The organism is Hymenobacter crusticola, from assembly GCF_002154225.1.
In the GTDB taxonomy this organism is placed as follows: Bacteria; Bacteroidota; Bacteroidia; order Cytophagales; family Hymenobacteraceae; genus Hymenobacter; species Hymenobacter crusticola.
The window spans coordinates 399,809-417,844 of record NZ_MTSE01000001.1; the positions used below are offsets into that span (position 1 = coordinate 399,809).

At 55.8% G+C, this 18,036-nt stretch carries 23 protein-coding genes; 11 read left to right on the forward strand and 12 right to left on the reverse strand.

The window, feature by feature from the left end:
- Nucleotides 1-47: 47 nt before the first annotated feature.
- Nucleotides 48-428 (reverse strand): hypothetical protein, encoded by a 381-nt coding sequence (locus BXP70_RS01610; RefSeq protein WP_086592254.1) that lies wholly within the window; start codon nt 426-428, stop codon nt 48-50.
- A gap of 118 nt (nt 429-546) precedes the next feature.
- Between BXP70_RS01610 and BXP70_RS29815 the strand changes: the two genes are divergently transcribed.
- The 8 genes from BXP70_RS29815 to BXP70_RS01645 all read left to right on the forward strand — a co-directional run bounded on the left by BXP70_RS29815 (nt 547) and on the right by BXP70_RS01645 (nt 6,579).
- A complete protein-coding gene (locus BXP70_RS29815; RefSeq protein WP_179197543.1) occupies nt 547-723 on the forward strand; it encodes a DUF5522 domain-containing protein in 177 nt (58 codons plus the stop codon).
- 106 nt (nt 724-829) lie between these two features.
- Nucleotides 830-1,069, forward strand: coding sequence for a 50S ribosomal protein L28 (gene rpmB, locus BXP70_RS01615; protein WP_045689230.1), 240 nt, complete (start codon nt 830-832; stop codon nt 1,067-1,069).
- A 275-nt stretch (nt 1,070-1,344) separates the two neighbouring features.
- Entirely contained in the window at nt 1,345-1,527 is a 183-nt protein-coding gene (rpmG, locus tag BXP70_RS01620; protein ID WP_045689232.1) for a 50S ribosomal protein L33, read from the forward strand.
- A gap of 8 nt (nt 1,528-1,535) precedes the next feature.
- A complete protein-coding gene (locus tag BXP70_RS01625; protein ID WP_086592255.1) occupies nt 1,536-1,697 on the forward strand; it encodes a DUF4295 domain-containing protein in 162 nt (53 codons plus the stop codon).
- Nucleotides 1,698-1,876: 179 nt separating this feature from the next.
- The gene (gene ftsY / locus BXP70_RS01630; protein WP_086592256.1) at nt 1,877-2,851 is read left to right on the forward strand and encodes a signal recognition particle-docking protein FtsY; all 975 of its coding nucleotides are present in this window, start codon (nt 1,877-1,879) and stop codon (nt 2,849-2,851) included.
- 101 nt (nt 2,852-2,952) lie between these two features.
- Entirely contained in the window at nt 2,953-4,266 is a 1,314-nt protein-coding gene (gene rimO / locus BXP70_RS01635) for a 30S ribosomal protein S12 methylthiotransferase RimO (RefSeq protein WP_086592257.1), read from the forward strand.
- 156 nt (nt 4,267-4,422) lie between these two features.
- Entirely contained in the window at nt 4,423-6,003 is a 1,581-nt protein-coding gene (gene bshC, locus BXP70_RS01640; protein WP_086592258.1) for a bacillithiol biosynthesis cysteine-adding enzyme BshC, read from the forward strand.
- Nucleotides 6,004-6,579, forward strand: coding sequence for a 5-formyltetrahydrofolate cyclo-ligase (locus tag BXP70_RS01645; RefSeq protein ID WP_086592259.1), 576 nt, complete (start codon nt 6,004-6,006; stop codon nt 6,577-6,579). It abuts the gene before it with no gap.
- Here the strand turns inward: BXP70_RS01645 and BXP70_RS01650 are convergent.
- Nucleotides 6,573-7,079 (reverse strand): hypothetical protein, encoded by a 507-nt coding sequence (locus tag BXP70_RS01650; RefSeq protein ID WP_086592260.1) that lies wholly within the window; start codon nt 7,077-7,079, stop codon nt 6,573-6,575. The genes BXP70_RS01645 and BXP70_RS01650 overlap by 7 nt on opposite strands.
- 145 nt (nt 7,080-7,224) lie before the next feature.
- Here BXP70_RS01650 and BXP70_RS01655 point away from each other — a divergent pair, with 145 nt between their 5' ends.
- Complete coding sequence (locus BXP70_RS01655; protein ID WP_086592261.1) at nt 7,225-7,734, forward strand: ExbD/TolR family protein; 510 nt, start codon at nt 7,225-7,227, stop codon at nt 7,732-7,734.
- A 71-nt stretch (nt 7,735-7,805) separates the two neighbouring features.
- Here BXP70_RS01655 and BXP70_RS01660 read toward each other — a convergent pair whose 3' ends face one another.
- From BXP70_RS01660 to mnmD, 5 genes are all read right to left on the reverse strand, one after another.
- Nucleotides 7,806-8,339 carry a GDYXXLXY domain-containing protein gene (locus BXP70_RS01660; RefSeq protein WP_143436335.1) on the reverse strand — a complete coding sequence of 178 codons (534 nt, stop codon included), beginning with the start codon at nt 8,337-8,339 and terminating at the stop codon, nt 7,806-7,808.
- A 6-nt stretch (nt 8,340-8,345) separates the two neighbouring features.
- Nucleotides 8,346-9,572, reverse strand: a complete 1,227-nt coding sequence (locus tag BXP70_RS01665; protein ID WP_086592263.1) for a DUF2157 domain-containing protein — start codon at nt 9,570-9,572, stop codon at nt 8,346-8,348.
- Nucleotides 9,573-9,671: 99 nt separating this feature from the next.
- Entirely contained in the window at nt 9,672-10,436 is a 765-nt protein-coding gene (gene map, locus BXP70_RS01670; protein ID WP_086592264.1) for a type I methionyl aminopeptidase, read from the reverse strand.
- Between the two features lie 33 nt (nt 10,437-10,469).
- On the reverse strand, nt 10,470-11,342 hold the full coding sequence (locus BXP70_RS01675; protein ID WP_086592265.1) for a sulfurtransferase: 873 nt from the start codon (nt 11,340-11,342) through the stop codon (nt 10,470-10,472).
- Nucleotides 11,343-11,403: 61 nt separating this feature from the next.
- The gene (gene mnmD, locus BXP70_RS01680) at nt 11,404-12,075 is read right to left on the reverse strand and encodes a tRNA (5-methylaminomethyl-2-thiouridine)(34)-methyltransferase MnmD (protein WP_086592266.1); all 672 of its coding nucleotides are present in this window, start codon (nt 12,073-12,075) and stop codon (nt 11,404-11,406) included.
- A gap of 151 nt (nt 12,076-12,226) precedes the next feature.
- On the opposite strand from mnmD, the gene BXP70_RS01685 reads away from it, so the two are divergent.
- Both BXP70_RS01685 and BXP70_RS01690 read left to right on the forward strand, forming a co-directional pair.
- Nucleotides 12,227-12,658 carry a thioesterase family protein gene (locus tag BXP70_RS01685; RefSeq protein ID WP_086592267.1) on the forward strand — a complete coding sequence of 144 codons (432 nt, stop codon included), beginning with the start codon at nt 12,227-12,229 and terminating at the stop codon, nt 12,656-12,658.
- Nucleotides 12,659-12,670: 12 nt separating this feature from the next.
- Nucleotides 12,671-13,282 carry a thiamine phosphate synthase gene (locus BXP70_RS01690; RefSeq protein WP_086592268.1) on the forward strand — a complete coding sequence of 204 codons (612 nt, stop codon included), beginning with the start codon at nt 12,671-12,673 and terminating at the stop codon, nt 13,280-13,282.
- Here the strand turns inward: BXP70_RS01690 and moeB are convergent.
- The 5 genes from moeB to BXP70_RS01715 form a co-directional block, all read right to left on the reverse strand.
- Entirely contained in the window at nt 13,268-14,320 is a 1,053-nt protein-coding gene (moeB, locus tag BXP70_RS01695) for a molybdopterin-synthase adenylyltransferase MoeB (RefSeq protein ID WP_086592269.1), read from the reverse strand. The genes BXP70_RS01690 and moeB overlap by 15 nt on opposite strands.
- 173 nt (nt 14,321-14,493) lie before the next feature.
- Nucleotides 14,494-15,615, reverse strand: a complete 1,122-nt coding sequence (gene thiH, locus BXP70_RS01700; protein WP_086592270.1) for a 2-iminoacetate synthase ThiH — start codon at nt 15,613-15,615, stop codon at nt 14,494-14,496.
- A gap of 133 nt (nt 15,616-15,748) precedes the next feature.
- Entirely contained in the window at nt 15,749-16,522 is a 774-nt protein-coding gene (locus BXP70_RS01705; RefSeq protein WP_086592271.1) for a thiazole synthase, read from the reverse strand.
- Nucleotides 16,519-17,145 carry a thiamine phosphate synthase gene (locus tag BXP70_RS01710; protein ID WP_086592272.1) on the reverse strand — a complete coding sequence of 209 codons (627 nt, stop codon included), beginning with the start codon at nt 17,143-17,145 and terminating at the stop codon, nt 16,519-16,521. The genes BXP70_RS01705 and BXP70_RS01710 overlap by 4 nt, the downstream gene beginning before the upstream one ends.
- Nucleotides 17,146-17,218: 73 nt before the next feature.
- Nucleotides 17,219-17,983 (reverse strand): hydroxymethylpyrimidine/phosphomethylpyrimidine kinase, encoded by a 765-nt coding sequence (locus BXP70_RS01715; protein WP_086592273.1) that lies wholly within the window; start codon nt 17,981-17,983, stop codon nt 17,219-17,221.
- Nucleotides 17,984-18,036 lie beyond the last annotated feature (53 nt).

Below are 18,036 nucleotides of genomic sequence, written 5' to 3' on the forward strand. Positions count from 1 at the left end.
CTGAGGATAACCCAAGCCAGCACGTGTTTCTCGGAGAATGTAATGGCTTAACCTTTCCGGTGTGCCCGCACCATATCCAGATCACTGGTGATTACAACCGTTGTAGAAGTATTCATCCATTCCTCCTCCGCAAACACCAGCTCGAACACCCCGCTCTCGTCAAAGATGCACGCCGTCAGGATCAGACGTTCGCCTTCCCGAAGGCCAGTGTGGTCGCGTTGCTTGATGTGATGCAGCGGATGACACGCTTTGCTAATCGGGGCGGCAATAACGGCGTCGAGTTGTTTTCTTAGCTGAAGCTTTTCTGCTAGTTTCGATACTTCGACTGCCTTAGCCGTTGCCGTGGGCTTGTCAACCAAGTATTGCTGAGTTGAGCAGTCTATACTTGCAGATAGAATAACAGCGCTTGTGAATACAAATTCAACCATACAGCTACCTGACTGATTTACAGGTAGAACTTGTTTAGGAACAATAGCTATTAGCTACTTATTTCTGTCCAAATAGCATTACCAAGCTTTTCAAGGCCGTACTTTGCAGCCTTATCCCATGCCCAAAGCTACTCCCCAACCCCTCCAGCCCGGCGATTATTATCTCACGCCCGAAGGCTATATGGTATTTACTGAACAATATCATCTGCGACGTGGCTACTGTTGCCAAAGCGGCTGTCGACATTGCCCGTGGGGCTTTCGAAAAGAGAAAAGGACCATTTCACCAGGAGCTTAATTTAGCTAACCTGCTATTTTTCAGCTCTCCTATTTGGTCTTATCATACTTTTACCGATATTTGCGTCCCTTTTTCCAGCATTGAAACCTCTAAGTCTCTAAATATCATGGCCCGAGTTTGTGATCTGACCGGCAAGCGTACCCGCGTAGGCAACAACGTTTCGCACGCCAACAACAAAACCAAGCGTAAATTTTACCCGAACCTGCAAAAGAAGCGGTTTTACATCCCCGAAGAGGATGCTTGGGTAACGCTGAAAGTTGCTGCCTCTACCATCCGTACCATCAACAAGAACGGCATCATGTCGGTCCTGAAGAAGGCTAAAGAGCAAGGCTTCATCGTCTACTAGCTTTTGCCGGGAGTTGGCAGCGCAGAGAGATTTCTCTCCGTCGCCGCTGTGTTCTCCTGCTCCTTATACCGGCAACGAAACAAGCCCGCATCCTTCTGATGGAGCTGCTCGTTTCGTTGCCGCTTTTTATGGCACTTGCCTCACCTGGTTGGTGCCTATCCTAGGCGTTTTTTGGCACCAGCGACTTGTAAATAAAGTACATAGTCGAATGGCCATTTGATAATTTCAAAAATCGCCGTACCTTTGCAGTCCTTAATCCAAAAAACCCAGTCGAGATGGCTAAGAAAGGAAACCGGGTGCAGGTAATCCTCGAGTGCACCGAGCACAAGAACTCGGGACAGCCGGGTACCTCGCGCTACATTACCACGAAGAATCGTAAGAATACGCCTGAGCGCATTGAATTGAAGAAATTCAACCCCGTGCTCAAGAAGATGACCGTTCACAAGGAAATCAAGTAAGCTGAGCAATGGCTAAGAAAGTAGTAGCAACCCTGAAAACAGCTACGGGCAAAGACTGGGCAAAAGTCATTCGCGCCGTGAAATCCGAAAAGACTGGTGCCTATACGTTCCGCGAGGAAATGGTGCCCGTTGATAAAGTGCAGGAGTTCTTGGCCTCCGGGACCAAGTAAGCTTCGCCTGATGGCGTTTTATCTGAAGTGAAGAAGTCCCGCCAGCGTGGGACTTTTTTGCGTTGTAGCGCGAAGCTCCAGCTTCGCGCCTCGTCGAACAGCTTGACCTAGCTGTTATACTGGTCGTTCACCCTCAGCAACGACACGCGAAGCTGGAGCTTCGCGCTACCCCGAACTACATGGGACTTTTCGACTTTTTTAAGAAGGACAAGGAGAGCAAGGAGCAGCAGGAGTCGCTGGATAAAGGTCTGGAAAAGACTAAGACCAACTTTTTCAACCAGCTCAGTAAAGCCGTCGTCGGCAAATCGAAGGTCGACGAGGAAGTACTCGACGACTTGGAAGGTCTGCTGGTGCATGCCGACGTGGGTATTGATACCACTGTGAAGGTGATCAAGCGCATTGAAGACCGGGTAGCCCGCGACAAGTACGTGAGCACCGGCGAGCTAGACCGCATCTTGCGTGAGGAAATTGCTGACCTCCTATCCGATAACAACTCTGGCTCTACCGCCGTGCTGGAGCGCCCCGATAATGCAGGCTCTCCCTTTGTAATTATGGTGGTAGGCGTAAACGGCGTGGGCAAAACCACGACGATTGGTAAGCTAGCTCACCGCTTCCACTCAGCGGGTAAAAAGGTAGTGCTAGGGGCTGCCGATACGTTCCGTGCCGCCGCTGTCGACCAGCTCATTATCTGGGGGCAGCGCGTAGGAGTACCCGTAATCTCACACGGGATGAACACCGACCCGGCCTCCGTAGCCTACGATGCCGTTCAGAAAGGTGTTGATATGCAAGCAGATGTGGTAATCATTGACACCGCAGGCCGCTTGCACAACAAAGTGAACCTCATGAATGAGCTGTCCAAGATCAAGCGTGTAATGCAGAAGGTAATTCCGGATGCGCCGCACGAAGTTCTGCTCGTACTTGATGGCAGCACCGGCCAGAACGCCTTTTTACAGGCCAAGGAATTTACCCGCGCAACCGAAGTTTCGGCCCTAGCGATTACCAAGCTTGATGGCACTGCCAAGGGCGGCGTGGTTATTGGCATCTCCGACCAGTTCAACATTCCGGTGCGCTACATTGGGGTGGGCGAGAAAATGACAGACTTGCAGCTCTTCGATCGCCGCACGTTCGTCAACTCATTGTTTTCCAAGAAGTAGAAGGCTACTGCTATACCCTAAAACTAGTTCTCGCCTTACGCAAGGAGGGAACTAGTTTTCTATTCTTAGCCTTAGCTCAAATCATATAAACAAGTAGTACTGTGAAAGTCAGAAGCCAGCAGGCGAATAAAGTAAACGTCATTACCCTAGGCTGCTCGAAGAACGTAGTCGACTCGGAGGTGCTCATGGGGCAGCTCAAGGCTAATCAGTTTGACGTAACCCACGAAGCCGAGCAGTCCGACGCTAACATTGTTATTATCAACACCTGCGGCTTCATCGACAATGCCAAGCAGGAAAGCATTGATACTATCCTGCGCTACGCGGATGAGAAGGAAGCCGGCCGCCTAGAAAAGCTCTATGTGACGGGTTGCCTGTCGCAGCGCTACAAAGACGATCTTGAGATAGAGATTCCGCAGGTGGATGCGTACTTCGGCACGCTGGAATTGCCGCAGATGCTGAAGGTACTGAATGCTGACTACAAGCACGAGCTGGTAGGTGAACGACTCATTACGACCCCCAAGCACTACGCTTACTTCAAGATTGCGGAGGGCTGCAACCGGCCCTGCTCGTTCTGTGCTATTCCGCTGATGCGCGGCAAGCACGTCGATCGGCCAATCGAAGACTTAGTGAAGGAAGCCAAACGCCTCGCCAGCATGGGCACGAAGGAGTTGATTCTCATTGCCCAAGACTTGACCTATTACGGTTTGCAACACTACGGCGAGCGGAAGCTAGCTGACCTGATGCGCCACCTCTCCGACGTGCCTGGCATCGACTGGATCCGGTTGCAGTACGCGTATCCGTCGCAATTCCCGCTGGATGCCTTGGATGTAATGGCTGAGCGCGAAAACATCTGCAAGTACTTGGATATGCCCTTGCAGCACGTTTCGGATAACATGCTGAAAACCATGCGCCGGGGCATTAGCAAGCGCCGCACGATTGAGCTAGTAGATACTATTCGGCAGCGCGTACCCGATATTGCCCTGCGCACTACGCTGATTGCCGGCCACCCCGGCGAAACGCAGCAGGACTTCGAAGAGCTGTATGATTTCGTGGAGCGGACGCGCTTCGACCGCCTCGGCATCTTCACCTACTCGCACGAGGAAAGCACGCATTCCTATACGTTGGAAGACAACGTGCCCACCGAAGTGAAGCAGGAGCGCGCCGACCAGATCATGGAGCTTCAGCAAGGTATCTCGCTGGAAATGAACGAAGAAAAAGTAGGCCAGACCTACAAAGTCCTGTTTGACCGCAAAGAAAGCGGCTACTTTGTAGGCCGCACGCAGTACGACTCGCCCGAAGTCGACAACGAAGTACTTGTACCTGCTACGCCTGATACGTACGTGCGTATTGGCGACTTCGCAACGGTGCAGATCAACGACGCGTCGGATTTTGACTTGTACGGCACGCTGGTATAGCTAGCGTGTAGCACAGACGACGAAGTTCCGTGCTACACGGCGCAACAACATTTACGAGCTTGGCGGGTTCTGCTTGGAACCCGCTGCAAATGCAGACTCATCGTGGGTCTGCTTTTTTTTTGTGGACCTTTGCACCTGCACCCTCTGACGTTCGTCATGCCTCTTCATCACCTCGACTATAAAACAACCGGCGCTTTTTCCTCGCTACTTACCGATTACCTAGCCCAGCGCCCGGAGCTACAACCTTATTATCACCGCTTCCCAGCGATGGAGAGCTTTGCAGCTCAGATAGAAGAGAAAAAACAAGCGTACACACCCGAGGCTCGTCAACGCCTGGTGCAAGCCCTGCGGGAGCAGTATGCCGACCTAGCTGACATTCACCCGAGTGTGGCCGCGAACCTAGGTTTGCTCGAAAAGGACACCACTTTCACTGTGGTAACTGGGCATCAATTGAACTTGCTTACTGGGCCACTGTATTTCGTTTATAAGATCGTGACGGCTATTAAACTGTGCCAGCAGTTGAAGGAGCAGCACCCACAGTATGACTTCGTGCCGGTGTACTGGATGGCTACGGAAGACCACGACTTCGCCGAAATCAACCATTTCAACCTATTTGGCAAGCGCTACGAGTGGACGGCGGCCGAGGTGGGCGGACCAGTAGGTCGCTTGCAGCTAGACGGCTTGGCTGAGGCTATCTTGGATCAGTTGCCCGCTGATGTGCCCGCTTTGTTCCACCAAGCCTACCGTGAAGCAGCAACGCTGACTGAGGCAACGCGTCAGCTCACGCATGCGCTATTTGGCGAACTTGGGCTGGTAAGCCTCGATGGCGACAGCCCAACGCTAAAGCAAGCCTTCGTACCGGTGCTGGAACGCGAGATACGGGAGCAAGCCTCCAACCAAGCAGTGCAGGCCACAAATGCTCAGCTAGAAGCGGCGGGCTATAAGCCGCAGGTATACTCACGACCCTTCAACTTGTTCTTTATTACGGAGGAAGGCAAGCGCGAGCGATTAGAGCCTGAAGGTGACTGTATTGCTGTGCGCAATACCAGCCTGTGTTACAACCAAGACGAACTCTTGACCCTAGCTCAGCAGCACCCAGAGCAGTTCAGCCCGAACGTGGTGCTGCGGCCTTTGTACCAGGAGATACTACTGCCAAACCTTTGCTATGTGGGTGGCGGCGCGGAAGTAGCGTACTGGTTCCAGCTCAAGCAGGTATTTGCCGACAATGCTGTTCCTTTCCCGATTTTGCTGCCGCGCAACTCGGCCTTGTACCTAGGCCGTGCTAACGCGGGCAAACTTCGTAAGCTTGGCCTAACGCCCGCAGACTTGTTTAAGCCGCTGCCGGAGCTAAAGAAGCAAGTGGGCGCCACCCTAGGCCAAGAGGAAGTGAGCCTGGCAGCCCAGCAACAGGCGCTTGCTGCGGCCTTTAAGGAGATATCCGACCTAGCCCAACGCCTCGACCCGACGCTGGTGAAGACCGTCGCCGCCGAGGCTCAGAAAGTGGCCGGTGGAGTAGCAGGGCTGGAAAAGCGCTTGAGTAAAGCGGCCGAAGCCAAGCACGAAACGGCGTACTCGCAACTCACCGCGTTGAAAGACAAGCTCTTCCCCAACGGCAGTTTGCAGGAGCGCGAAGACAATGTGTTGTCCATCCTGATTAACAATCCACAGTTCGTGGCGCAGTTGCAGGAGGCGTTTGAGCCACTGGCGTTGCAGTTTGCAATCTTAGAGGAAGAATAGGTGCTGAAAGCTGACCTGCGTCGGCAGATGCTAGCTCGGCGTCGTGCCCTCCCCGCCGGCGAGCTAGCTCGGCGCAGCTTGTTGCTAGGTAAGCAGCTATTTCAGGCCTTTGAAGTAGCTAGGTGGCGTTGGCTGCATGTGTATTTGCCGGTTGCGCGCCAGCGGGAGCCTGACACGTGGCCGATTATTCACCAGCTCTGGCGCGAACACCCGAATGTGCAGGTTGCTGTGCCGGTGGTGCAACTAGATGGCGTGCACTTACGCCACTATCACCTTACGCCTGATACACTGCTCGTTGAGAATCGATGGCACATTCCGGAGCCAATAGGTGCTTCAGAAGTGGCCTTGGACGCCTTTGATGCCGTGTTGCTTCCACTACTAGCTTTCGATGAGCTAGGTCACCGAGTAGGCTACGGTAAAGGGTTTTACGACCGATTTCTGCTGGAATGCCGGCCCGATGTGCTACGCATTGGCTTGAGCTTGGAGCCACCCATCGAGCGTATTGCAGATGCGTGGATAGGTGATGTGCCGCTACACGCGTGCATCACGCCAGAGCGGGTATGGCGGTTTCAGTGAGTTCTTCCGCTGCTTGTTCTCATACGTCTTCCTACTGATATACCACTGACGACCAGCAGAAGAATACAAAAGACTTGCAACACGTAAACAACCTGCACCAAGCTCTGCAGGAAGTGTATTTGTGCTTGTTGAGTTGCCGCTGTACCCGTTAACGTACCGCAGGGCGTCACTTGGGGCTGGAAGCGACTAAAAGAATGCAGGTTATCAAGAGCGGCGGTGCAGCCACCCACAAGCCCCGCTGTGGCAATTACGGTAGCAACGTTTGCTATCAGATTGCAGCTGTTTAGCCCAAGAAACAACAGACTTACAGGGAGGGTAATCATCACATACAATACAGCACACAACTGCCACGGTGTGAAAACGAAATAGGTGTTGTGCGTCTGAACCTCAAGCGACTCAGAAGCTAGCTTTTCTATACCAAATAGCACATGAAACAAGTAGAGTGTGACGAGCAGAACGGCAAGTAACGTGAGTGTGTATCGATGCTGTTTCGGCTTCATGCGTGCATAAATGGTATTAGCTACTGCATATAGCTATGTAGAAGCTAAGCCATTGCAGCTACCAAGCACAAATATCGAACAATAACAATATGGCTGCGACCTGTGGCGTTGGTTGATTACCAATCACCTCAACCAACTCACTTGTATGGCCGAAATTCAGCCTTCCGCTTCCGCCGCGAAAGACGGCAAATCCCGCGCCCGCAAAACGGGCTTCCGCCTCGACATGACGCCGATGGTGGACCTAGCTTTTTTGCTGCTCACCTTCTTCATGCTCACCACCACGTTCAGCAAACCGACCGTGATGGAATTGAACATGCCCATAGGCGAAGCAGATACCCCAGTGAAAGCCAGTAAAGCCCTCACGCTCATCCTAGGTAAGCACAACCAAGTGCATTACTTCTACGGTGTGAACGATGCTACGGCACAGCCAACGCTGCACACCACCACGTTTGCGTCCGAAGGGCTGCGGCAGATCTTGCTGGAGCGGCAACGGCAGCAGCCAGGCTCGGTTGTGCTCATCAAGTCGAGCGCTGAGGCGAGCTACCAGAACCTGGTGGACGCCTTGGATGAAATGAGCATTACCAATCAGAAGAAATATGCGCTTGTCGACTTAAACCGGATGGATCGGGAGTTACTGAAGCATAATGGCTTATAGCGTACAAAGAGCTTAAAAGAGCGCCCCGCCAGCACATAATGCTGGCGGGGCGCTCTTTTATATATCAGCCCTTACGGCTGCACCTGCGCTTCCGTAATCCTTGCTTGGCCCCACGGCGCGATGCTCACGCGCACCAGCATCGTGTGCCGGCGGCCTTTCCGCTCCAGTTCCTTGCCTTTGCCTTCGGGCACATAGTAGCGCTCTAGGTTGTAGCGGATGTGCAGGCTGCGACGGTACCGATCCGCAATCCAACCACGCAATACAATCTGGTCGGCGGGGACTTCCATGGGCTCCTGCGCAAAGACGCGTACGGCCTCATACATTTCCCCCGCGGGGCGCAGCACCACGTACACGGCCTGCCTCCGACGGGGCAACGATATTTCCTGCCACAGCGCAATTGGCACTTGACTAATGGTATAATTCAGCCGCACGTAGTCGCCGTAGAGCAAGTCGCGCGGGTCGACGGGCAGCGTGCGTAGCGTGACGACTCGGCCGTACACGGTGGTGGCGTACCCGGCCGCAGCTACGGCCAGGATAAACAGCATTTGGGCTGCAACCAGCAGCAGCACCCAACGCCTATGGTTTGAGGGAAGCGGAGTAGCCATGCGCAATCAGGACCTAGGTTTGTCGGTTGCCTCAGAAGCTAGGGTCTGAGCGGCGCGGCGTTGCAAATACCAGCTGAGTCCGAGCAGCAACACGCCACCCAGCAGGAAGAACAACGATTTATCCATGAAGCCCCACGTTAGCTTGAAGTAGGCTACGGCCGTGGTCAGGATGAACAGCACCGTTCCGAGGGTAACACGGTCGGGGTTTTGCTCTTGGTGGGCGCGCCAGAGCAGCGTGCCCGTATAGGCATAGAGCACTACCAGCGCGGCAATAGCTAATGGCAGCCCGCCCGGCAGGTAAAAACCGGGGAGCAAAAGCAGCCAATCGGTGGCGCCACCGAGGCGGCCGCGCTTGCGCTTTGCTACCAACGACAGCGCAAATACGCCTCCGAGGGCAGCCAGATACGCCAGCAGCGGCGGGCGCAGCATATCCGTGTAGCTGCCGGCTTCGCCGAAAATAGCTAGGCCTAGCATAAACAGGAAGGCTGCCGCGATGGGCGGGCCCTGCATCGCGCGGCCCGCGGGCCGATCGGTTTGCCAGTCGCCGAGGGTATAAATCAGCATGGCGCCCACAAAGAACCACGTGATTTTGATGTGCAGAAAGCTCACCAGCAAGCCTGCTTGCCAGAGCAGCCCCACCGATAGTACCGTGCCGAGCAGGGCATCGGGGTGGCGCCACCAGTAATAGCCTAGGGTAAATGCCGTAAAGGCCGCTGTGGCGTAGCTAAACGCACCGAGCTGACCGGTGTTGTAGCCCTGCACAATGCAGCTGATAACCACCGTCATGATGAACAGTGCCCGGCTCTGGTACAAGTACGTCAGGGCGGTAGCGGCCACGGCCCAGGCTACAAGCCCCGTTACGTCGTAGCCAATGAGCTGGTACATCTGGCTTACCAGGATGATGGCCGCCCCGAACAAAATCAGACCTAGGCCTACCAAGCCAATACCTAGGGAGTGGTTGCCGCGCCGCAAAAAATGCTCACCCGCGGCGTAGCTGCCAGCCAAGGAACTCAGCAGAATACCTAGCCGTAGCGTTTCGGGCAATCCTTGCCAATTGGCCGCAACCAGGCTGAGCACACTTAGCCCTACCAGCAAGCTACCGAGCAACGGCAGCAAGCCGATAGCTTTTTCATCGGGTGGATAGAGTCCTAGCAACTTTTGCTGCTGCTCGGCATTGATAATGCCCTGCTCTACCCATTTTGGGCTTTCTGTTTCGAGAAATTTACGACTCATAGCTCCTGCAACATACGCAGAATGCAGCAAGGTGAAGCTAGGGTGAAGTGACTCGCCAGCGCATTGTGGCTGGCAACTACGTATCGCTGCTACGTACTGCTACTCCCAGATACCATTTGCGGTCGTCAGGATGATGGGTTTGCCATCGGTAACGACCAGCGTATGTTCGTGTTGCGCCACGAAGCCGCCGCGGTTGCCCACCAGCGTCCAGCCATCTTGCTGCTCTTCGGCATAGCTGGAAGCGGTGGAAATGAACGTTTCGACAGCCACCACGGAGTTCTTCTTGAAGCGGGTGCGGTTGCTTCCATCGTAGCAGTTCAAGATTTCGTGGGGTGCTTCGTGCAAACCCCGTCCGATGCCATGGCCTGCTAGGTTGCGAATCACCTTGTAGCCTGATTTGCGCGCCTCATTTTCGATCAGCCGACCGATTTCGGCAATCTTCACGCCTCCTCTGATTTGGGAAATAGCCTTCTGAAGAATGCGCTTCGAAGCATCAACGAGCGGCTGATGCGCATGATGGTCCTGACCTAGCACAAAGGAGCCGCCATTGTCGGACCAAAAGCCATCTAGCTCCGCCGACACGTCGATGTTGATTAAGTCACCTTCCTTCAAGACTTTATGCTCGGACGGAATGCCGTGTGCCACTTCCTGGTTCACGCTGATACACGTCCAGCCCGGAAAGCCATACGTGAGGCGGGGCGCCGACTTGGCACCTAGCTCTTGCAGGAGCTTGCCGCCGTACTCATCCAGCTGCTGGGCCGTCATGCCTGGTTGGGCATACTCCCGCATGTGCTTCAGCGTCAAGCCTACTGCTTCGCTGATTTTTTGCATTCCAAGCAAATCACTTTCCGAGGCTATCGACATGCTTTATTGATCGTTAGTAGTTCTACTTACATTTTATACTTCCGTTGCAACGGCGCGGCCGCTGTTGGACCACTCACTCCACGAGCCTACATATAGCTTCGGAATTGGTAGGCTGGCGTAGGCCATAGCTAGGAGCGTATGACACGCCGTAACGCCAGAGCCGCAATGTACAACCACCTTTTCCGGCTGATAGTTACGAAGTGCTTCCCTGTACTTCTCCCGGAGTACTTCAGGCGCCAGGAAAAAGCCGTTGGCGTCTAGGTTACTGGTAAACGGAATATTGGCCGCGCCCGGAATATGGCCGGCAATCAAATCAATCGGCTCCTGCTCACCCCGGTAGCGAATCGCATCGCGCACATCGATTACCAGCTGGTCGGGCGACTGCGCGGCTTGCTCTACCTCCTCCACCGAGGCGAGCGGCAGCTGCCAACTGTTGCGCGGATAAGCCGGCGCCGCTACGGGCTGCGGTGCGTTGGAGCTAACAGGAAAGCCGGCCGCAAGTGCCGCGTCTAGGCCCCCATCCAACACTTGCACGACCGGATGCCCCAGCGCCTTCAGCATCCACCAAAACCGAGCGGCGGCATTCGCGCCGTTCTTGTCGTCGTACACCACCACGTGTGAGGTCGGGCTGATACCTAGGTAGCCGAGCAGTTCCGCGAAGGTGTGGGCACTTGGGAGCGGGTGCCTCCCACCCTCGGCGGGTGTGGCGGCTTTGCGGGCTAGCTCATCTTCCAGATCTACCCACAGAGCGCCATCTAGATGAGCGGCAGCATACCTAGCTTGCACATTCGGTCCCGTCCGCACATCGATGAGGACTAGCTCCGGCGTGCCTTTGAGGCCGAGCAGTTCTTCGGGCTTGATGATGGGCGAGGGTTGCTCTGGCTGGTTATCGGCTACGTTGGTCATTTGTGGTATCCTGGCTATTTGTGAGTGCGTTGCTAAACTTCTTCTTTTCTCAAGCCAACCCTTATTTGCTCGCCCGCGTCATCTCCCGCTTTCCGGCCGGGCCGGGCAGCTTTTCAATGAGCCAACCGGCTGCTTTCAAACTGCGGCGGAAGCTGCCTTTAGCGCAGTAGCTGGTGAGCAGACAACCTGGCGCGGCAGCTTCGTAAAGTTGGGCAAACACTTCATCGGTCCACATATCCGGCTGCTTCTCCGGCGCGAAGGCGTCGAAATAAATGACGTCGTAGTGGTTGGCTGCTAGGTGCGTCTCCTGCAAAGCACCCGTGATTTTGCGCAGCAGAAAACGGGGCAGCAACGGCACGGCTTCATCCCAGGCGGCGGCATGGAGCTGTTCGTATAACTCCAGCAGCTCCGGGTTGAGCAGGTAGCGCTCGGCTTGCAGGCTGGCAATTACCTCCCCCGACAGCGGGTACTTCTCTATCGTGTCGTAGGCAACCGCTACCGACGTAGTGAGGCCGCGCTGCAACGTCAGCAATGCGTTTAGGCCCGTACCGAAACCTATTTCCAGCACCCGCACGGGACTTTTACCAGACGCCAAAGCGGGTTCTAAGGCGGCACCTAGGTACACGTGCATGGCTTCCTGCACGGCGCCGTGCGTGGAATGGTAATGCTCATTCAAGGCCGGCACGTAGAGCGTACTGGAGCCATCTTCGGTGGTTCGAACTTCGAGGTGCATCTGGTTTTTCAATTAGAACGTCATGCTGAGCCTGCCGAACCGGAGGAAGGCGTCAGCCAAGCATCTCTACTGCAATAGTAAATGATATACTATTGCAGTAGAGATGCTTCGGCAGGCTCAGCATGACAAAACACTAAAAACAACCACATCTATGGCTCGCGTAAAAGTAGACCTTCCCGATGCTTTTCTACTCACGGTCAAGATTCCCGTGCGGATTACGGATCTTAACTATGGCGCCCACCTCGGCAACGACGCGCTGCTCAGCATTTTGCACGAAGCGCGGGTGCAGTTTCTGCAGCACATCGGCATCCCGGAGTTCGAGCCCGAAACCCAGCTAGGCCTCATCATGGCCGATGTGGCCATTGAATACAAGGGCGAAGGGTTCCACGGCGACGTGCTTCACATTCAGCTAGCCGCCACCGACTTAAACAAGTACGGCTTCGACGTAGTGTATTGGGTGAAGGCGCAAGATGACCGCGAAATTGCGCGGGCCAAAACCGGCATGCTGTGCTTCGACTACAATACCCGCAAGCTTCGCTCCTTACCAACGGGGGTAATAACTGGCTTGCCGGAGCACAAGTAAACACTTGCTGCTATGCGTTTTACGCTTCTACTGATTTCGCCACCCGAAGAAAATCCGACTGAAATCCCGACGCTGGTTCAGCTCTTTGAAGCGGGGCTAGGGTTGTTTCACCTGCGCAAACCTGAGTGGACCGAGGCGCAGCTAGCCGACTACCTACGGGCAGTACCGGCAGAGTTGCACTCGCGCATCGTGTTGCACTCACATTATGCACTGGCTCAACAGTATGCGCTGCATGGCCTGCACCTACCCGCGCGGAGCCGCCTCACTTGGCGACCTAGCTTGCTGCCGGCGGGTCAATCCTTATCAACGTCCTTTCATACGCTAGCCGAAGTGCAGCAGCACCGTCGCCGCTACGATTACGTAACGCTCAGCCCCATTTTCGACAGCGTCAGCAAGGCGGGCTACAGCAGCGCTTTCAACCTAGGTGCTTTGCAAAAAGCATTGGGCAAGTTACAGCGCCGGGCGGACTGCGCACCGCAGGTTATTGCCCTAGGTGGCATTACAGTCGATACGATAGGTGCCGCTCAGAAGGTAGGCTTTGCGGGTGCGGCGGTGCTCGGCGCGGTTTGGCAAGCGCCTGATCCGGTAACTGCTTTCCAAGCCATCAAATCAAAAATCAGCTAGGCCGTTGCGCAAGGAGGCGACTTGCTCGAAGCCGTTTGCCTGGAGTAGCCGCACGGCTTGCTGACTACGGCGGCCGCTGGCACAGTGTACCACAATAGGGTGGTCGCGCGTCAATGACGGCAGCGCCGCCGCGAGTTGCCCTAGCGGAATCAAGCGCCCACCGATGTTGCGCGCGGCATATTCATGCTCCTCACGCACGTCGAGCAGCACTAGGTTTGCTTGCCCTATAAGCCGCTGCTTCAGCTCATCGGCCGTGACTTCAGGCACTGCGTCTGGTTCGCAAACGCTCTCATAATCAACTAGCTCCTTAGGTACTTGATTGATGGGCACTACCTCAAAGGAGATGGTAGAGAAAGCTAGGTTCAGGGCATCTAAGATGAGCAACCGGCCGCTGAGCACCTCTCCCACGCCGGTGATTAGCTTAATCACCTCGTTGGCTTGGAGCGTGCCCACTATGCCTGGCAACACACCTAGCACCCCAATTTCGGAGCAGTTGGGCGATTCGTCCGGTGGCTCGGGAAACAGGCAGCGGTACGTGGGGCCACCTTGGTAATTGAAGACGGTTACTTGCCCTTCAAACTTGAAAATGGCGCCGAACACCAGCGGCTTACCAAGCAGCACGCAGGCATCATTGAGCAAGTAGCGTGTGGCAAAGTTGTCGGAGCAATCGACTACGATGTCGTAGTCAGTCAGCAACGTACGGGCGTTGGAAGCGGTTACCCGAGCTAGGTGGGGCTGCACGCTGATGAATGGATTTTGCGCCCGCAGCTTTTCCGCCGCGACTTCCACTTTCGGCCGTCCTACATCGGCTGTGGCATAAAGGACCTGACGCTGCAAGTTGGTTTCGTCTACCGTGTCGAAGTCGAGCAGACCTAGGGTACCCACGCCGGCGGCGGCTAAGTATTGGAGTACCGGGCAGCCTAGGCCGCCGCACCCTACCACCAGCACGCTGGCGGCTTTCAGCTTCTGCTGCCCCTCCAAGCCGATTTCTGGCAGGCGAATGTGGCGGTCGTAGCGACGCAGTTCGGCGGTAGTCATAGCAAAAAACGTTTCATTTAGAACGGGGGTAGAGACGCGACACTTCGCGTCTCATCGTTGCGGATATTGTTTAGCTAGGTTGGACAGCTCCAATTGTTCAATGAGGAGACGCGAAGTGTCGCGTCTCTACCCCGCTCAGCCATTCGTAGCGCAACTACCTATGCCATTGAAAATTAGCGCGACAAAGCCGTAAGGGCCGCGTCCCAATCTTTCCACACGGGCTCATACCCTTGGCGGCGCAGCATGGCGGCAATTTCCTGGGGGCTGCGCTCGTCGGAAATCTCGAATTGCTCCAACGACTCCGGCTCCACGATGTAGCCGCCGGGGTTGGTCTTGGAGCCTGCGCTGACGGAGGTGATGCCCAGCCGCACAATATGGTCGCGGAAAGTGGGCGTCTCGCGAGTCGAGATGGACAGCTCAACTTCTTCGTTGAGCAAGCGATAGGCGCAAATTAATTGCACCAACTCGCGGTCGGTCATTTCGACTTTGGGCTGGAGCAGGCCCTCGGCTGGGCGCAAGCGCGGAAACGACAGGCTGTACTTGGTTTGCCAGTAGGTGCGCTCTAGGTAGTCGAGGTGCAGGGCGGTAAAGAAGCTATCGGTGCGCCAATCCTCCAATCCAAACAGCACCCCTAGCCCCATCTTGTGCACGCCCGCTTGGCCGAGCCGGTCCGGCGTTTCGAGGCGGTAGTAGAAGTTCGACTTCTTACCTTTCGGGTGATGCTTTTTGTAATCCTGCTGATGGTAGGTCTCTTGGTAGACCAATACCGCGTGCAAGCCTTCTGCTATTAACAGCTCATAATCAGGCTCATCGAGCGGCTGCACCTCCATGGAAATCTGGGCAAAGTGCACGCGCAGCACCTGAATGGCTTTGCGCAAGTAGTCCACGCCCACTGTTTGGTTCGCCTCGCCCGTTACCAAGAGCACGTGCTCATAGCCCCAATCCTTGAGCACTGCCGCCTCTTGCAGCATTTCCACCCCGCTGAGTGTGCGCCGCCGAATCTTGTTATCAAGGCTAAAGCCGCAGTACGTGCAGATGTTCTGGCATTCATTCGACAGATAAAGAGGCACATACAGCTGCACCGTGTTGCCGAAGCGCTTGCGCGTGAGCTGGTGGCTGAGTTGAGCCATCTGTTCCAAATAGGGCGCGGCGGCGGGCGAAATCAGCGCTTTGAAGTCTTCCAACGTGCGCTTCGGAGCGCGTAAGGCGAACTCCACATCCGCGGCCGTTTTGGCGTAGATGCTGGCTTTGACATCGTCCCAGAGGTGAGCGTCGAAGATCGGGCGGAAACTCATGGTAAACAGAATGTAAGGTAGTCCGTCATGCTGAGCTTGTCGAAGCATCTCTCCTGCAGTGCTAACCCCAATCGTTCAACGAAGCAGGAGAGATGCTTCCACAAGCTCAGCATGACGGTCTTTTTAGGTATTTCTAGTCTAAAAACGCCGTGAGCGGGGAGCTAGCTTCTGCATGCGCCACGGGTGCCGCTAGGCGCGCCTCATACGCCATTCGCCCGGCCTCCACGGCTAGCCGGAAGGCCTGCGCCATTTGCACCGGCTGACCTGCCACCGCAATAGCCGTATTCACTAGCACCGCATCGGCACCCATTTCGAGTGCAGCGGCCGCGTGCGAAGGCGCCCCAATACCCGCATCAACAACCACTGGCACCCGACTTTGACCGATAATGATTTCCAAGAACTCTTTGGTCAGCAAGCCTTTATTAGAACCAATAGGTGAACCTAGGGGCATCACGGCGGCTACACCTACTTCCTCCAAACGCTTGCACAGCACTGGATCAGCGTGGATGTAGGGCAGCACCACAAAACCTAGCTTCGCCAGTTCCTCGGCGGCCCTCAGCGTCTCCACTGGGTCAGGGAGCAAGTACTTGGGGTCGGGATGAATTTCGAGCTTGATCCAGTTCGTTTCCAGCGCTTCGCGGGCGAGCTGGGCGGCAAAAACAGCTTCACGAGCCGTGCGTACGCCCGAGGTATTGGGCAGCAAGTTGAACTGGGGATGAGCTAGGTGACGCAAGATGTCGTCTTGGGTATCGGCTACATCTACGCGCTTCAGGGCGACCGTCACGAGCTCCGAGCCAGAGGCAAGCAGCGCTTCCTCCATCAACTCCGCCGAGCTAAACTTACCGGTGCCGGTAAACAGGCGCGAGGAAAACGTGCGGCCGGCAATACAAAGTGGCTGAGGCGTCATACGGCGGCGGGTAAACTCGTGAGAGCAGTTAAAAATTGGGCCGCTGCCGTCGCCGGATCTGCCGTGCCCGACACTGCCCCGGATACCGCAATGCCGTGCAAGCCCGTGGCGCGTAGCGCCTCTACGTCAGACAGAATAATGCCGCCAATGCCAATAATCGGCACCGTGAAACCGGCGGCGCGGCATTGCGCCAGCAGCGTTTGGTAGCCTTCCAACCCAAGGATCGGGCTCAGGTTCTGCTTGGTAGTGGTGAAGCGGAAGGGACCTAGCCCGATGTAGTCCACACCGGCCGCTACCAAGCCTTCAATATCGGCGAAGGTGTTGGCCGTGCCGCCTACGATGTAGCCGGGGCCGAGAATGGCACGGGCTTCCTGCGGCGGCATATCTTGCTTGCCTAGGTGCACCCCATCGGCCCCGATGGCTTGCGCTATTTGCGGGTTGTCGTTGATAATGAGCTTGGCACCGTGCTGGCGACACACCTGCTGCATCTCGCGGGCTAGCTGTTCCCAAGCGTCGTAAGCTAGGTTCTTCACCCGCAGCTGCACCCAATCGACTCCGCCTTGGCAAGCTAGGTCGGCCAGTGCGGGCGAGTCGGTGATATAATGAAGTGGACTGATTTGCATGTGGTTTTACTTTGTAGCGCGGACTCTGTAGTCCACGCTTGCTTCCGTTCGCATCTATTCTTCCAGGCGCGGACTACAGAGTCCGCGCTGCAGCGTGGTAGCCCAGCAGCGTGTCGTTGCTGGCCAAGAAAGTGGTGGTGTAACTCTTGCCTTCGCTACAAGCTTCTACCAACAAATTGCCTTTCGCCAAGCTCGCCAGGATAGCCGCCGACAACACGCAACCGCTGCCGTGTTTCTCGCCGTGCGGCAGGCGCGGTGTAGTGAAAGCATGTTGCTCACCCTCCACGAAAAGCACGTCGGTAGCAACAGTGCCATCCGCGTGGCCGCCCTTCAGCAGCACCGGGCAAAAAGCACTAACCGCCACGGCCGCTTCCTCGGCACTGGCAGCGGGCCACAAGCGCAGCATCTCAGGGCGATTGGGCGTGAGCAAGGCGAGTTGCTCGCACACCTGCTGCACGAGGTTGAGGCTAGGTTGACCGTGAAACTCGTAGCCGGCGCTGGCTTTCAGCACCGGGTCCCAAATGACTTGTATCTGAGGCTGTTGCGCCCGCAACCACGTTAGCAGTTCAGGGAGTTGCGCGAAGCTTTCGAACAAACCGATCTTGACCCACCTAATCGGGAAGCGGGCGAAAAGCAGCCGGGCTTGATCTAGGATGGTAGCCGCCGGCACCCAGCTCACCTGCTCAAACTGTACGTCGTTCTGCACCGTCAGGGCCGTACACACACCTAGGCCGTAGACGCCGTTGGCCTCCATGGTCTTGCAGTCGGCCAGCAAGCCGGCCCCGCCGCTAGGGTCGAAGCCGGCAATGCTGAGGGCATACGGGCGAGAAGCGAGCATTTAGCAGCTTTTAATTAGACCGTCCGTCATGCTGAGCTTGCCGAAGCATCTCT